We start from the raw sequence: 14,429 nt of genomic DNA on the forward strand, positions 1-14,429 counted from the left end.
CGGATCCTCACGTCTCATAAGTCTTTCCGCAGCTTGGGATCGAATATGTCACGCAATGCCTCGCCAAGGAATGTGAAGCCCAGCGTGGCGACCACTATTGGAATGCCGCCGGCAAAAACCAGCCAGGGGGTCTGATTGATATAGCTATAGCCATCATTGAGGATAGCTCCCCAGTCGGGCGTGGGTGGCTGCACACCCATGCCGAGAAAGCTGAGACCCGCTTGCACGGCGATGACCGCAGGCACATCCATGCTCACAAGAATAACAAGCGGACCAATCACGTTTGGCAGCATGTGAACGGCGAGGATGCGCGTCATGCTGGCGCCCATGCTGCGCTCCGCGTCAATGTAATCGGAGTTGCGCAGGGCTTGCGTTTGGGTGCGCACGACACGCGCATAGATCGGCATCGATGTTACTGCGATGACTAGGATCACGCTGGACATGCTGGGGCCAAGAAGCGCGATGATGGCCAACGCAAAAATGATCCCGGGAAAGGAGCGAATTGTGTCGAAGAATAGTAGCAGAAGATTGTCGAGCCAGCGCGGCCCGAACCCTGCTATCAGGCCAAGCACGAGCCCAACGACAAGCGAACTGCCGAGCGATGCAAAGGCAACGAGAAGCGGGATGCGGCCGCCCATGATGGTACGCGAAAAAGTGTCACGGCCGAGTTGATCCGTGCCAAGAAGAAAATTTTCTGAAGGTCCTGCCAAACGAGGCCCGATCATAATGCGGATGGGGTCATGTGTGATGATGAGCGGCCCAAAGATCGCGCTCGCCACCACGACCAAGACAAGCACCGCGCCAAGCATGCCCAGACGGTTTTTAAGCAGTTGCCGCAGGAAAGCTCCGACGGCACCTGGATTGTGCCTTGCGGGAGCTTCTGTACCAATCGTGTCAATGCTCGTCATAATCAGAGCTTTTCCCGGGTCCGAGGGTCAAGGACGGCGTTGATGAGGTCAGAGAGCGTCGTTGCTATCACGATAAGGAAGGTCGTGACCACGACAACCCCCATCACAATCGGATAGTTGCGCGCATTCACTGCCTGCACGATCAGCGCGCCGATCCCCGGTCTTGCGAACACCACCTCGACAAACACTGCTGCCGACAGCAGCCATGCGATCCCTACGCCCAAGATGGTTACCGTTGGCAAGATCGCAAGCGGCAGAGCGTAGCGGGAAACAATGCGCCATTCCGAAATCCCGAAAGAGCGAGCCATCCGGATATGGTTCTCACCCAGCGTTTCGAGCATGGACGCGCGCACCAGCCGAGAGATGTAGCCCACCCAACCGATTCCCATTGCAAAGCTCGGCAGGATCAGATGGATCAACCCGTCCCGGAAGCCGTTTCCAGCCCCAATCGCCGGCAGCCAGCGGAGGGCAACCGCGAAGATCAGCAATGCGTAGACTGCCATGACAAAGGAAGGAATGGCGATGGTAGCCACCGCGATTACTCCAACCGCCTGATCGAGCAAGGAATTGCGCCGCATGGCAGAGTAGCACCCTAGCGGCACGGCGATAGCGGCGGCCCAAAAGATCGAGACGAGGATCAGCTCAATCGTGTAGGGCAATTGCGAAAACACGATGTCGGCGACAGGTCTCTGGCTGAACACATCATAGCCGAGATCGCCGTGGAGCAGTCCGCCGAAGAAGGTGGCGATCTGCACGAGAAACGGCTTGTCGAGTCCCATCTCCTGATGCAGCAGCGCCTTCATCTCAGGCGTCGCCCGGGGGCCGAGCAGAATTGCAGCGGGGTCCCCCGGCACCGCATGGATCATGAGGAAAAGCAGGGTGACCGCGGTCACGATGATCGTGACCGCGAGGACCAACCTCTTACAAAGATAAAACAACTGCCTCGGCCCCGACGTCGCCGCTTAAGCCGAAGCCGGCTTGAAGTCGAGATACAAAGGCACGCCGTCCGGACGGGTCGCAGCTTTTATCTTAGTCGTGCGGTACACGACAGGAGTACCACCATTTGTCAGGAACCGGTGGGCACCCGAATCCTCCAAGAGGTCCTGCATCTCGTAATAGAGCTTTGCGCGCTCGTTTGGATCTTCAATCGTGACTGCCTTGGCGTTGAGCTCGTCATAGCGATCACTTCGGAAGCGCGTCCAATTCCAAACGCCCACCTGGGATTTCACGAACCAGGCCGTGTACTCAGAAGGATCAGGCAGACTGCCGTCGTTTCTGATAAAGAGCTGCAAGTCCTTCCAGCGATCACCTTCCGATTCCTGGCCGATGCCGCTGTAGGAACCGGTGTCCTGGGTATTGACTTGGACAGTAATGCCGATCTGCGACAACTGCGCCTGAATCGTCTGGGCGATTATCGAAGGTATGCCACTGTTGTCACAATCGATGGTTAACTGCAGGTTGCTGACACCGGCCTTGTCAAGGAACTCCTTGGCCTTGGCGAGGTCGCCTTCCGGTGGAACAAGCGCCTTTTCGCGATACCCGATCATACCTGGCGGAATTATCCCCGTTGCCACGTTGGCCTGCCCCGCATAGGCGGCGTCCAGGATCTGCGGTACATTGATGCCCCATTGAATTGCTTTGCGGACATTGATGTCCTTCAGCTTCGGGTTATCCATATTCATACCAAGCCAGATGTAACGGAGCGAGGGATGCTCCTCAATCTTTGTATCAGGCGGCGGATTGCTTTTGAACGTCGCCAGTGAATCGAGACCGATCGTCGCGAAATCAACATCTCCGGCCTGATACGCGCGTTCCGCCGTCTTAATGTCCGTGATCGTGACGATGCGGATTTCATCAAATCCTGGTTTTGGTCCAGACCACTCGGGATTACGAGTCAACAGTGTGTATTGGTTTTGCTTCCAGTCCGAGAGCACATAGGGCCCAGAGAACACCGGCGGTTTCATGCCGAAATTGCCGCCGTCCTTGATCGCCTTCATCACCGCCTGCTCGGAAACGATATGACCGACCCCAAAAGGAAATGTGAGGTTCCATACCGGCACAAACGGAGTCTTGAACACTATAACGCCCGTATGATCGTCCTCGATCTCGACATGATCCAAGGAGCCTAGCTCAGACATGTCCGGCGACTTGTGCTTGATGATGCGTTCAAATGAGAACTTGACGTCCTTGGCAGTCATCTCACCATAACCGCCGGTGAATTGAATGCCTTTCTTCAGACGGAAACGAATATGCGTTGGATCGACCTGCTCGAGTTTTTCCGCCGCCTCCAGTTCCCAGCCCCATTCGGCCCCTGATTTATAACGCGTTAGCTTGGAATAAAGGCAGTTCATCACGTTAACTTCGTAAGTCGAGGCGTAAAAGCCAGGATCCAAAGTAGTGAGATCAAACTGAAGGGCGACCTTCAGCACTTTACCTTCTGCCGCCCAGATCACCTGCGAAAGCGGCACGCCGCTAGCAATGATACCACCGCCCAAGGCGGCTCCTACCTTAAGAAGACTGCGGCGGTCGATATTCTTGATAATGCCTTCCATACTTTCCTCCCATTCCGGTTAGTTAGCTGCTGCGAGTTCGGCCATCACTCAGCTGATGTACCACTTGAGTTCTTGTCGCCCCTTGATGCCAACGACCAAGCGGCTCCTCCCAAAAGAAGAGTGCGGCGGTCGATGCTCTGGACAATAGCTTCCACGGTCGGCTTCCGATGCGCTAATCAAGTTCCGCTAAAGACAGATCGTCCAGGACCAATGGATTCGGATGCTGCGAGTTCGGCCATCATGTTGATTAGAGGTGGGTAAATCTCGCCGTCGTCACCGCTCTGGTTTTCGTGCACGCCCATGTAGACGACGACGATGCCGGTGTCGGGGTTAGCGAGCAGGTACTGCCCCCCATACCCCCCGTGGCCGAGCCAAGTGCCGTCCGTCGTCGTGCAGCGGCTATAGTACATCCCCTCTCGCGGCTTTGGCCAAGTAGGTCCGGGGTTGCGACGCGTTTCGTCGATGAAGCCAGCATCGGCGACACGGCGCCCGTCAATGCCCTCGCCCCGACGCGCGAAGATTAAACCGTAGCGTGCGAGATCACGGGCGGAAAGGGAGGCGAGCCCGCCAAGCGACGGCACCCCGTCGCGATCGCAAAGGATATGGAAGGAGTTCTCCAGGCCTGCTCCATCAACGATCTCGATAAGCCAGCTACTTAGCGATCGCTTGCTAACACGCTCGACGATCCAGCCGAGCACTTCGGGGCTAGCCGAGTTGTAGATCAGGTGTCCAGTTCGATTAATCAGATCTTCTCCGGTGATGCCGCGGATGAATGAGCGGATCGTCAACTCACTCCCATCGGTCGCCGGTAAACGCAAACCTGCAGCGAGTTCCAGGGCAAACCAGTCACCATCATCGCTATAGTTGTTGACGACATTCATGTCGGACACTGCCCGGACGGTCGCCTCCCCGTATCCCGTCCCGATCTCAGGCAGATAGTCCTTGACCCGTCGGTCGAGATCGAGAAGACCGTCTGCGACGCACCGGCCAAGCATGATGTTGAGGATTGTCTTTGTGATGGACATCAGGGTCTGCGGCCTGTCCGGGCCGAAGTCCGAAGCATAGGCCTCATAGAGGATGCGATCGTCACGCGCCACGACGAAGCCGGAGAAATGCGGTACGGACAGAAACCGCGCGACGTCGGGGCGCTCTCCAATAGTCCAGTCGATATCTTTCTTGAACGGTAGCACGCGAGGCGAACGCAGGGATGTGACGTAACGGGCGATAGTATGCAGATTCTGAAAACTATGCCGGCGATTGTTCGCCAGATTCCAGTGTACACTATTATCGATCGGCGAGACGACCAGGTCTGGATTGGGTATCGAGGCAACCGTCATGGGTCAGGTATCCTGATGGGTTCTTGGTCTCGGGTTTGATAATCTGTTTCAGATCATCATTCTCATTCTTCAAAAGTTCGCTTCCATTGCCCCACGAAGCCCGGCCTTTACAGGGTGCTCCGCCAGAAGCATTCGCAAGCTACGGGAGGTAGGCGGAGCTCGGCAATTTTGCTGCGCGAGTTTGCCGAGCTCCGGTGTTTCACACGGGACGCTCGAAAAGGTCGCGGGGTACGGTGGTCAGCAGCTCCGCGCCAGTATCGGTGACCCGAACAGTGTCACTCAGCAAGTACGTTTCGTCGCGATCAATGAAAGTGGACTCGAAGTGGAAAGTCATATTGGCCACGATCTGGGTGTCGTTGTTAAATGCCAAACTAGGGCCATCGATAAAGCCGAGTCCCAGGGAGTAACCGAAGCGCCCCTCCTCCTTTATGAACCCGTACGGCCGAATAGCCCCTTGATAGGCGCGCGCCACATCAGCGCAGGTCGCGCCCGGGCGCATAGCATCCACCACCGCATGGAACCCGGCCATGCCCGCCTCGTGCCGATGCTTCCGGTGTGGCGCAACTGGACCTACATGAGCAATCCGCGCCAATGCAACTGGGTACTGGAGCCGGGTCGCGCCACATAGCAGATAATATTCCTGCCCAGCCGCGAATAAGTCGTCCTTCCACTGCTGATGTGGTGCCTTGGCGAACTCGCCGCCGCGGAGGTAAACAAAAGGCCCCGGTCCACCGGGAATGCTTTTCGTACCGGCACAAAGCGCTGACATGGTCGCCGCGACTGCGTCAGGATGCCTAGCGCCGACGGCGATCTTGTCGATGCCAGCAAGTATAGCCCGTTCCGCGATCGTGGCCGCCTCGCGCATATAAATCAGTTCGCGCTCGGACTTGACCACCTTGCATGCCCCTACCAGGTCACTAGCGTCGATCGGCTCCTGACCTCCCAATGTGGCGACAAGCTTTCGATAGCTGAACACGCCCAGGCCGGACACTTCAACGCCGATACGTGCGGACGCCTTCACCTTGCTCTTGATAAATTGAGCGATGTATTCCCAGACGCTTTTCCCATCTGTGCCGCCTACGTAGCTTTCCGGATAAGCAATAATCCGATCTTTCGAAAGCCAGCATCCGGCTTCCGTCGCACCGTCAGCATCCATCTTCCGTAGGATAAAATAAGGATCGTCATCGAGCGTCACCAGCACAGCGTAATCGCTCGCATCGGGGGCGTCGCACCCGAGGAGATAGAACTGATCGGCCTTCGAGATGACCACCAGCGCGTCCATCCCTGAATTGGACATCAAAGCACGCACTTTATCGAGGCGAGCGCGATACTCCGACGTCTCAAACGCCTGCACAATGTTCCTGTCGTTCATACAAAACCTCCTCTCCAAATTGGCCATTTCATAAGCTTGTCCAAGGCCGTTTCCACGAGCAGGCTTGGGAAAAGTCGTCGCACCGCTCAATCTTTCTCCTACTGTCGACATATTGTCGCGACTTGTCAAATGCTTTTTTTGGAAGTGAAATCAAAGTTCGCCGACGACTGTTTGGTTGTGCCGTTAACGAGGGGGGCGTGGAGCCGGGGTCCAACATCCCGGCGAAGCATATCAAACCCAGCCGCCGACCACCGCAGCGGTGAAGCCGGGATCGCACCCATCGAGAAGGAAGGCAGTATCGCCAGCACCGGATCAGGATCGTCGTCTGGGTGCCTTAGATCATGCACGAGGGCAGGTCGCGTCGAAGATTGCGGTGCCTAAAAGAGATTTCGCCGATATCGCCTCCCAGACACTGCCGGCGATGTCGCCGAGGCCGCAGGGGGCGATCCACTGTGCAAAGATCGTCACGAGGAAGAAGAAGGTGATGATAACAAGGCCAATCAGCGAAATACGTCTTAACACCGTGCCATCCTCACCCCGGATGCCGGAGGCGCGGATTGGCGAGGATCGCCGCCACATCGCCTATGACATTAAGGAAAGATATAGGCGCGGCGAAGACAGGCCAACAGCCTCGACGACCAGCACGTCCCGCATGGCGACATGGTCGACCAGATACTCGCCCATGCCCGGATAGACGGAGAACACCTCAACGACTACCACGAGAAAGGCGGGAGGTTCTCGAGCGCGAGCGGCGTCGCCGACTGGCCGAGATTGGATTGTGCAACGTCGCCCGGAAGCAGATTAGTGCCGACAGATCAGCACCGATAGGCGAGCAACAAGAGGATGCCCAGCGCTACGCGCTGGGCGATGAGCTTCACGATCGGCGAGGACATGGGTGCACGGCCTGTCTCAGGCCTGGAGCCAGCACTTAGACAACGCGTAGCCGTTCATCATTTCCCCATTGCTGTCGTTCTCCCAACCGCCGACTTTCGGCCCGGTCGCGTCGATGAAGTCGTTGAACATCGGGATGATCGCGCCGCCTTCGTCGCGGAGAATCGTACCGATGTCAAAATAGAGCTTCTTGCGCTTGACTGGATCGAGTTCGCCACGCGCCTCGAGCAGCATCTTATCGAACTTTTCATTGAAGAAGTTCGTCTCGTTATAAACGGCCTTGGAATAATAAACCGTAGAATACATCAAGTTCTGAGTCGGACGGCCACCCCAGTAAGAGGGACAGAACGGCTGCTTATCCCAGACTTCCGACCAGTAGCCGTCGGCCGGCTCGCGCTTGAGCTCCAGCTTGATGCCGGCATTCGCCGCACTCGCCTGGTAGAGCTGTGCGGCGTCGACGGCGCCCGGAAAGGCGGCGTCCGAGACGTGCAGCAGCACGGAGCCGTCGTGGCCCGACTTCTTGTAGTGGAACGCGGCCTTGTCGGGGTCGTAGGTGCGCTGCTCCATCTCACTGAACAGTTGATAGACCTTGTTGATCGGCGTGTCGTTGCCGACCGAACCGTAGCCCATTAGGATTTTCTGCACCATCTCCTCGCGGTTGATAGCGTATTTCAGCGAAAGGCGCAGATCGTTGTTGTCGAAGGGCGCTGTGTCGCAATGCATGTTGAAAGTGTAGTAGCCCTTGCCCGCGACGTTGCGGATGGTGATGCCTGGGATGTGCTTGATGAGTTCGATCACCTTGGGCTCGATGGCTCGGATCATGTGAACCTGGCCGCTCTGCAATGCCGTCATGCGGGCGGTTGCGTCGTTGATGACGATGATTTCGATCTCGTCGGCAAAGCCGCGGTCGCTTCGCCAATAGCCGGCGAACTTTTCGCCGCCGAGGCGCACACCGGCTTCATTGACCGTGACTTTGTAGGGACCGGTCCCGATGCCTCCGATCGGGTTGTCCTTGCCGCCGTTCGGCTGGATCATAAGGTGATAGTCGTCCATTAGGAACGGCAGGTCGACAACGGAGTCCTTAAGGGTGAAGACGACGTTCTGGCCGTCGACGGCAATCTTGTCGATGCTCTGCATAATGCCGAGCGCGGCGGACTTCGACTTTTCGTCGGAATGGCGCTCCATCGTGGCCAGCACGTCGGCGGGGGTCATTTCCTTGCCATTGTGAAACTGAACGCCCTTGCGAATCTTGAAGGTCCAAATCTTGGCGTCCTTGGATGCGCCCCATTCCTCGGCGAGTGCCGGCTGAAGCTCGCCCTTGGAGTCGATCTGCACCAGCTGCTCGGCCCATTGGCGGACGAAGAGAAAGGGAGCCGAGCCCCCTACGAGTGCTGGATCGAGGCTGTCCGCAGCCGATCCACCCGGCGACCCTGCTCTGAGCAAGCCGCCTTTGACGGGTCCCTCAGCACTAGCAGCCGTGGCAAGCAAGTTGTTAGCCAAAGCCGTGCTGACACCGAGCGCTGCGGCTCGCCCCAAAAACGCGCGGCGGGACAGTTTACCTTTCGCGACCCGCACGCTGAGAAAACGCATCTCGTCATTCATCGTATTCCCCTTTCTTCCACGCCTTCATGGCTGGTGCTTCAATTTTGTCGATCCGCGCAATCTGGCCCTAGGCACTGCTTTCGGCGCGTCGCGAACCATTGCAGTATCTCACCCCGGTCCCCTCCTGCTTCCCAGATGCCGATCATTTGTTTTGTGCAGAATGGACTGCCCCGATTGGACAATGTCGACATATTGTCGTGGAGAGTCAAATATTTTTTGGTTGCCGTTACGATGGGCATGGTGCCGCGCTCAACATCGCGACTATCCGCGAGTCGTGGCCGTAACCGCATGCGGTGGGGTAGGCTTCAGTGCCATTTAGGTGCGAAGATCGCCCGCGGGGCAATCATCGCGGTGGACCGCTGGCGCGCGGCGTTGGAGATCGCAAAGATTGGGCGACCTATGTCGTGAACTCGGCCAGCAAGTCACATGCGCCAGACCGTCCTCCCAACGAACTAAGGCGTGGACTACGCATCGAGGCGGTTGTCGCAAGGACAGCATGGAGCTAGCGGCGGGAATCCTAGCACCGGCGCCGAACCGAATTTGATCGTGTCTCAAGACCCGACACTCGGGTCGATGTCGCGCCCTTCATACTCGGCCGGAGGCATGCCACCCCGGGCAGCTTCTACGGAGCCGCCGCGCCCAAGGAGAAGTTCCCGAGGCTCGCCCGAATCTATGAGGGAGGGGCCTAGATGCCGTAATGGCCCAGCCTCGAGCCCAATGCGGATGACAGACAATTCCAGTTCGTCGAAATAGCGCACCAGTGCCTCCGGCGCGCTGGCGATCTTGACCTCGCGGATGATCCTTCCGGTCGCGTCCACAATGCACACGCTGCTCTCTTCCACAGAGACATCGATTGCCACATAGTGTTCCATGGCTGTTCCTCTCATGATGCTTAGAGCCGATCGCTCGGACTCTGTTTCAACACCATCATTCTGAGGGACAGCCACCCAACCTGGCTATGCTCGCGAAGGCCGGCCCATTACGGCATCTAGTCTTATTCTAGTCTAAGTCCAGCAGGGTATTGAAGAAGTGTCGCGCTTGGCTTTGCGGATGGCCTCGTCGCCGTTGTGATAGTCGAGCGTGCCCTTGATCGAGCCGTTGTCCAGCAATTCGGCGTGGCCGCCGTCGCTAACTTCATCCATCTTGTCCAGATCGGCGACGACTCGCCGGAGAGGCCTAGCGGCTGACGCCGAGGTGAAGCGCCGCGCCGCGAAGTTCGCTAGCGCATGCCGACTTTTGCGAGATGGGGCAGCTGGATCGAAGTGCGGCGCTCCAAAAAGTTCTGTGTGATCCGGCAGTATTGGGTGAACCAATTCCCGAATAGATGGATGCCGCGTTGCGATATAACGCACGCGAACTCGGGTAGGTCGGCCACGGCGTAGTCGCGTTCTAGAAGGATCGCCGCCGGTCTCCTCAGCGAACCTCGAAGCCAAAGGCGAGCGGGTCACGTTGGTCAACGAGAATGGTGTTGTAGCCAGTTACCCGCGCCCAGCCGCCGATGCTCGGCCGGATGGCCGAGCGCCCCGCGACCGTTGCTTCGCTCTCGACGCGGCCGTGAAACAGGGTCCCGATGATGGATTCGTGCACGAAGGTGTCTCCGACCTTGAGCAGACCCTTGGCCACGCGCTGCGCCATGCGCGACGACGTGCCGGTTCCGCAGGGCGAGCGGTCGATGGCGCGCTCGCCATAAAACACAGCGTTGCGGGCGTCCGCCTCCGGATGCTTGGCCTTGTCCGCCCACATAACATGACTGACACCGGCGATGCGGTCGTCTTCGGGATGCACTGGAGCGACCTTTTCCTGCACGAGCCGGCGCACCAGCGGGCTCAAATGGAGGATCTCCTCAGCGCTCATGCTGTCGAGACCGGCCCAGTTCTTTTGCGGCTCGATGATGGCATAAAAATTGCCGCCATAGGATACGTCCACCACCAGTTCACCCATGCCGGGTACGTCGATCGCGGTTTCGATGGCATGCAGATAGGCCGGCACGTTGAAGAGGCGAACTTCCTCCACAAAGCGGCCTTCACGACGATATTCAATCTCGACGCAACCGGCTGGAGCCTCGATAGCAAGCTTCCCTTCGATTTTTGGCAGGACGAGGCCCTGTTCTAAAGCGACCGTCACGGTGCCGATGGTGCCGTGACCACACATCGGCAGGCAGCCGGAAACCTCGATGAACAGCACACCGATATCGCAATCCTCACGTGACGGCGGATAGAGAATAGAGCCCGACATTACATCATGGCCGCGCGGTTCGAACATCAGCGCCCTGCGTACCCAGTCGTGCTCGGCTTGAAAAATCTGGCGCTTCTCGGCCATACTCACGTTGGGTAGCATCGGCGCGCCACCAGTGACGACGCGCACTGGGTTGCCGCAAGTATGGGCGTCGACGCAGAAAAAGGTATGCGGGTTCATAGCGTAGGCTCCCGGTTCAGGAAAAACGACTGGCTGAGAATGGGCCGAGGTCGATCGGCGCGGTGCGGCCGGCAATCAGATCGGCAACGAGACGACCGGTGGTGGGGCCGAGCGTCAGTCCAATATGGCTGTGGCCATAGGCATGAATAACGTCGGGGCGATTGGGCGAGGGGCCGATGACTGGCAGGCTGTCGGGCGTGGTGGGACGATGACCCATCCACCGGGTACCGCCTTCGGTTTTGAGCCCTGGCAGATAAGGACGGGCCAAGGCGGCCAGCGCATCGCTGCGGGCATAGTTTGCGGGAGCATCGAGGCCGGCGAATTCCGCCGCCCCGCCGATCCGTAAGCCCATGTCCATCGGGGTTGCGACAAACTTGCGTTCGGCAAAAATTACCTCCCGGGTAAGAGACACGCCGGAATTTGGAATGGTAATGTTGTAGCCCCGCTCGCTTTCCAGGAGCACCCTGTCGCCGATCGTCGCCGCAAGCCGCGCAGACCATGCCCCGGCAGCGATGACCAGGCGGTCGAACGGCACGGTCTTTCCGTTCGAAAGCATAATCGCAGTGCCGGAAATCGCTACCGCTTCGCCTTGAACGATTGTCGCACCGAGTGCGGCAACGTGTTCGCGCAGCGTGTCTACGAGCCGCTTCGGGTCGGAGAAATGCGACCATTGCGGCGTCAGCGCCGCGCGCACGACAGTTTTACTAAGCGCGGGTTCGAGCTGTCTCGCCTCGTTGCCATCCATTTCTTCGAAAATGCTGCCGTGGCCGCGGCGTAGTGCGCGGTCCGCGGCATCGGCGGCAAAGCCCGCTTCGGTCTCGTAGACCCAGAGTGCGCCGACGCGATGAAGTTCATTCGACAGGCCGAGCTCGTCCAACATTGGCAAGAAGTCGTCGTAAACAGACGCGGTCAGGGCTGCGAGCGCGGAGGTGAGCCGCAGCATTTCCCGGCGCGAGCCGCTTTTCATGAAGCGTAATAGCCAAGGCACCAGCTTCGGAAAATGGCCAGGGCGCAAGGACAGCGGCCCGAGCGGATCGATCAGCCAGCCCGGCACTTTCCATACAAGCCCCGGCACACTTGCGGGAACAATCTCGGTAACGCCGAGGCCACCAGCGTTGCCGAAGGACGCCTTGTCGCCGGATGGATCGCGATCGACCAGCGTCACCGCGTGGCCCTCGGAAAGCAGCGCCCGCGCCGCGCTAAGGCCGACTATGCCGGTTCCAACAATGACGACATGGCTCATGCAGGTCTCCGGAGATCGGGGGGAAGGGCGACGGTCGACTTCCGTTCTCAGCCTTGCGGCCGTGGGTGTCACACAGGGGGATATCTAGAGTGGCTTGCAACCACCCACTCAAAAGCCAAAGCCATTCCGCCAGCATCGCAAGATGGTGCCACGATGTCTGCAACTTCTTGAACGTGCTGCTTGGCATTCGAAACGGTGATTGCCAGCCCTGCCCAGCAAAGCAGACCCAAGTCATTATCGGAGTCGCCTGCTGCAGCAACGTCATTTGCACCAAGACCACACTCGCTCGCGATAAACGCAGCGGCGACTTCCTTTTGAACGCCTTTTGCGACCAGTTCCACAAGATTGGGACCCGATTGCGCTGCTGTGAGCGCGCCGGAAAACCTGCTCGATAGAAGCGAAATGGAAGCTTCGATTATCTCTTCGGGGAAAGTGCCAAGCAGTTTGAAAGGGGCCTTCGGTGCCTCGTTTGGTGTGCTGATGAGTTGAAGACGGTCGCCAGTGACGTCGGTGCGCCGTCTTGCGATGGCTTCATCGGACTCAAGAACGAAACAAGCCTCCAAATCGAACCAGATAGGGCTTCCGCCGAGGTCGTGGACCGATGTCATTGCTTCAAGCGCTGTTTCGCGATCAAGGCGCGCTTCCTTCAGTGTAGTTCTGGATGATAGCGCTCCGATCCACGCGCCGTTGAAGCAGCAAACCGTATCCGATGCACCCACGTCGGCATGCACGCGTTCCAACCCCACAGGTGATCGCGCTGATGCCAGGATGAGGGGAACCTTTACCGAATGTAGCGACCGAGCCGCCGCCGCAACGGTTGGGAGCAAGACATGATTATGCGTCAGGAGCGTTCGATCGACATCGCAAACGAAAAGCCGTGGCACCGCGGTTCTGCAGCGCTCGTTTGCGAATGTGAGACTAGACATTTGTCTCCCCATTCACGAAGAAGCGCTTACAGCCCCGGCCAAGCGCAATTATCGCTTCATGCTCGTTTGTAGCGATGGTTTCAGCGACTTCCCGGTAGGTGATCGTATTGCCGACAATTTCGGCCGCTGCCCCGACATGCACTGCCGTTTCGGGGAATGCCGAGATATCGACGGTTGTCAGGTCCATTGAGACGCGGCCGATTACGGGCGCGCGCAGGCCGCCGAACACGACAGAACCCCTGTTGCTGTTGTCGCGCATGAATCCGTTCGCGTAACCAATGGCGAGAATTGCGATTCGTCGCGGGGCGGGCGCATGCCAGGTGGAGGAGTAACCGACGGGATCGCCCTTCTTAAGCGTCCTGATCTGGACCACAGGCGCGAGGATGGTCGCAGGTTGTTCCATCGGATTATCCGCATCGGCAAGCGGGTTGATCCCGAAGGTCGATTTGCCGGGGCGGACAATGTCTCCGTGCAGTTCGCTTCCAAGAAAAACACCACAGGAATTCGCGATTGAAAGTGGCGCGATCGGCAAGGGCTTAGCACGCTCGGTAAGGCGGGATACTTGAAGGTGACAAAGATCGAGATCGACATCGTCGGCTGAAGCGAAATGCGTCATATAGGCCTGAACACTGCAGGACGCGAGCAAGGGCTCAGCCCGCTCATCATCCTCGGGGGCAAGACCAAGTCTGTTCATGGCGGTATCAAGATGAATGAAGGCCGGAATCCTCTGGGCGGTCTGCTTTGCCACAGCCGAGATCACATGAAGTTGCTCCAGCGAATTGACCACGGGAATGATGTCCCGCGCCCGGGTCTCGGCCATATCCGCCAACGAAATGCCGTCGAGGACGGCGATGCGTGGCCCGGCGCCAAGATCGGCGCGAAGCGTCAAAGCATCCTCGAAACGGGCTGAAAAAAACAACTCTGCGCCAATCTTCCGTAGCGCACGCGATGCCTCGCGCATCCCGTGGCCATAGCCATCGCCTTTGACGATGGCTGCACATGTGCCACTCGTCATCTGCTCCAGCTTGCAAAAGTTGCGCTGGATGGCACCAAGGTCGACCAGCATGACCGGCCCACTGGAAAGGCTACGTCGCGCGTCGTGCGGTAAGGCGGCGAGGGAATGGGGACGGGTCATCGGAACCGGAGTATCAGAGGCTCCGAGCCGCCCGATGTCGGGCAGCCC

Annotated in this window: 12 protein-coding genes and 2 pseudogenes; all 14 read right to left on the minus strand. The window is 58.4% G+C overall.

All coding sequences use genetic code 11. From position 1 onward, the window contains the following. Positions 1-14: 14 nt before the first annotated feature. Positions 15-908: an ABC transporter permease gene (locus A3AU_RS0115235; RefSeq protein ID WP_051355365.1), complete on the minus strand. Its 894-nt coding sequence runs from the start codon at positions 906-908 to the stop codon at positions 15-17. 2 nt (positions 909-910) lie between these two features. Then, positions 911-1,846 (minus strand): ABC transporter permease, encoded by a 936-nt coding sequence (locus tag A3AU_RS0115240; protein ID WP_032917416.1) that lies wholly within the window; start codon positions 1,844-1,846, stop codon positions 911-913. 24 nt (positions 1,847-1,870) lie between these two features. Beyond that, positions 1,871-3,460 (minus strand): ABC transporter substrate-binding protein, encoded by a 1,590-nt coding sequence (locus tag A3AU_RS0115245; protein ID WP_027053614.1) that lies wholly within the window; start codon positions 3,458-3,460, stop codon positions 1,871-1,873. 176 nt (positions 3,461-3,636) lie between these two features. Next, positions 3,637-4,797, minus strand: a complete 1,161-nt coding sequence (locus A3AU_RS01000000135495) for a serine hydrolase domain-containing protein (RefSeq protein ID WP_081709550.1) — start codon at positions 4,795-4,797, stop codon at positions 3,637-3,639. 199 nt (positions 4,798-4,996) lie between these two features. Beyond that, the gene (locus tag A3AU_RS0115255; protein WP_027053615.1) at positions 4,997-6,169 is read right to left on the minus strand and encodes a M24 family metallopeptidase; all 1,173 of its coding nucleotides are present in this window, start codon (positions 6,167-6,169) and stop codon (positions 4,997-4,999) included. A 339-nt stretch (positions 6,170-6,508) separates the two neighbouring features. Continuing rightward, positions 6,509-6,748, minus strand: coding sequence for a hypothetical protein (locus A3AU_RS0115260; protein ID WP_027053616.1), 240 nt, complete (start codon positions 6,746-6,748; stop codon positions 6,509-6,511). Beyond that, a pseudogene (locus tag A3AU_RS1000000140345) lies at positions 6,702-6,889 on the minus strand (ABC transporter permease); the annotation flags it as partial. The gene A3AU_RS0115260 and the pseudogene A3AU_RS1000000140345, both read right to left, overlap by 47 nt. A 189-nt stretch (positions 6,890-7,078) precedes the next feature. Further along, a complete protein-coding gene (locus A3AU_RS0115270) occupies positions 7,079-8,662 on the minus strand; it encodes an ABC transporter substrate-binding protein (RefSeq protein WP_027053617.1) in 1,584 nt (527 codons plus the stop codon). Between the two features lie 695 nt (positions 8,663-9,357). Next, a pseudogene (locus A3AU_RS1000000140350) lies at positions 9,358-9,534 on the minus strand (IS110 family transposase); the annotation flags it as partial. Positions 9,535-9,666: 132 nt separating this feature from the next. Then, a complete protein-coding gene (locus A3AU_RS1000000139870; protein WP_167335241.1) occupies positions 9,667-9,804 on the minus strand; it encodes a hypothetical protein in 138 nt (45 codons plus the stop codon). Positions 9,805-10,075: 271 nt separating this feature from the next. Beyond that, positions 10,076-11,077 carry a 4-hydroxyproline epimerase gene (locus tag A3AU_RS0115285; RefSeq protein ID WP_027053619.1) on the minus strand — a complete coding sequence of 334 codons (1,002 nt, stop codon included), beginning with the start codon at positions 11,075-11,077 and terminating at the stop codon, positions 10,076-10,078. 16 nt (positions 11,078-11,093) lie between these two features. Continuing rightward, entirely contained in the window at positions 11,094-12,320 is a 1,227-nt protein-coding gene (locus tag A3AU_RS0115290; protein ID WP_027053620.1) for an NAD(P)/FAD-dependent oxidoreductase, read from the minus strand. Between the two features lie 68 nt (positions 12,321-12,388). After that, complete coding sequence (locus A3AU_RS1000000137930) at positions 12,389-13,258, minus strand: HAD-IIB family hydrolase (protein WP_081709553.1); 870 nt, start codon at positions 13,256-13,258, stop codon at positions 12,389-12,391. Beyond that, a complete protein-coding gene (alr, locus tag A3AU_RS01000000135510; RefSeq protein WP_051355367.1) occupies positions 13,239-14,312 on the minus strand; it encodes an alanine racemase in 1,074 nt (357 codons plus the stop codon). The genes A3AU_RS1000000137930 and alr overlap by 20 nt, the downstream gene beginning before the upstream one ends. Positions 14,313-14,429 lie beyond the last annotated feature (117 nt).

Origin of the sequence: Mesorhizobium erdmanii USDA 3471 (assembly GCF_000472705.1) — a bacterium.
In the GTDB taxonomy this organism is placed as follows: domain Bacteria; phylum Pseudomonadota; class Alphaproteobacteria; order Rhizobiales; family Rhizobiaceae; genus Mesorhizobium; species Mesorhizobium erdmanii.

What these genes read in the sequence shown, in the direction of transcription:
- A3AU_RS01000000135495 (WP_081709550.1), bottom strand. Translation starts at nt 4,797, where the DNA reads ATGACGGTTGCCTCGATACCCAATCCAGACCTGGTCGTCTCGCCGATC.
- A3AU_RS0115255 (WP_027053615.1), bottom strand. Translation starts at nt 6,169, where the DNA reads ATGAACGACAGGAACATTGTGCAGGCGTTTGAGACGTCGGAGTATCGC.
- A3AU_RS0115285 (WP_027053619.1), bottom strand. Translation starts at nt 11,077, where the DNA reads ATGAACCCGCATACCTTTTTCTGCGTCGACGCCCATACTTGCGGCAAC.
- A3AU_RS0115235 (WP_051355365.1), bottom strand. Translation starts at nt 908, where the DNA reads ATGACGAGCATTGACACGATTGGTACAGAAGCTCCCGCAAGGCACAAT.
- A3AU_RS0115260 (WP_027053616.1), bottom strand. Translation starts at nt 6,748, where the DNA reads ATGTGGCGGCGATCCTCGCCAATCCGCGCCTCCGGCATCCGGGGTGAG.
- A3AU_RS0115290 (WP_027053620.1), bottom strand. Translation starts at nt 12,320, where the DNA reads ATGAGCCATGTCGTCATTGTTGGAACCGGCATAGTCGGCCTTAGCGCG.
- A3AU_RS0115245 (WP_027053614.1), bottom strand. Translation starts at nt 3,460, where the DNA reads ATGGAAGGCATTATCAAGAATATCGACCGCCGCAGTCTTCTTAAGGTA.
- A3AU_RS1000000137930 (WP_081709553.1), bottom strand. Translation starts at nt 13,258, where the DNA reads ATGGGGAGACAAATGTCTAGTCTCACATTCGCAAACGAGCGCTGCAGA.
- A3AU_RS1000000139870 (WP_167335241.1), bottom strand. Translation starts at nt 9,804, where the DNA reads ATGGATGAAGTTAGCGACGGCGGCCACGCCGAATTGCTGGACAACGGC.
- A3AU_RS0115270 (WP_027053617.1), bottom strand. Translation starts at nt 8,662, where the DNA reads ATGAATGACGAGATGCGTTTTCTCAGCGTGCGGGTCGCGAAAGGTAAA.
- alr (WP_051355367.1), bottom strand. Translation starts at nt 14,312, where the DNA reads ATGCTGGTCGACCTTGGTGCCATCCAGCGCAACTTTTGCAAGCTGGAG.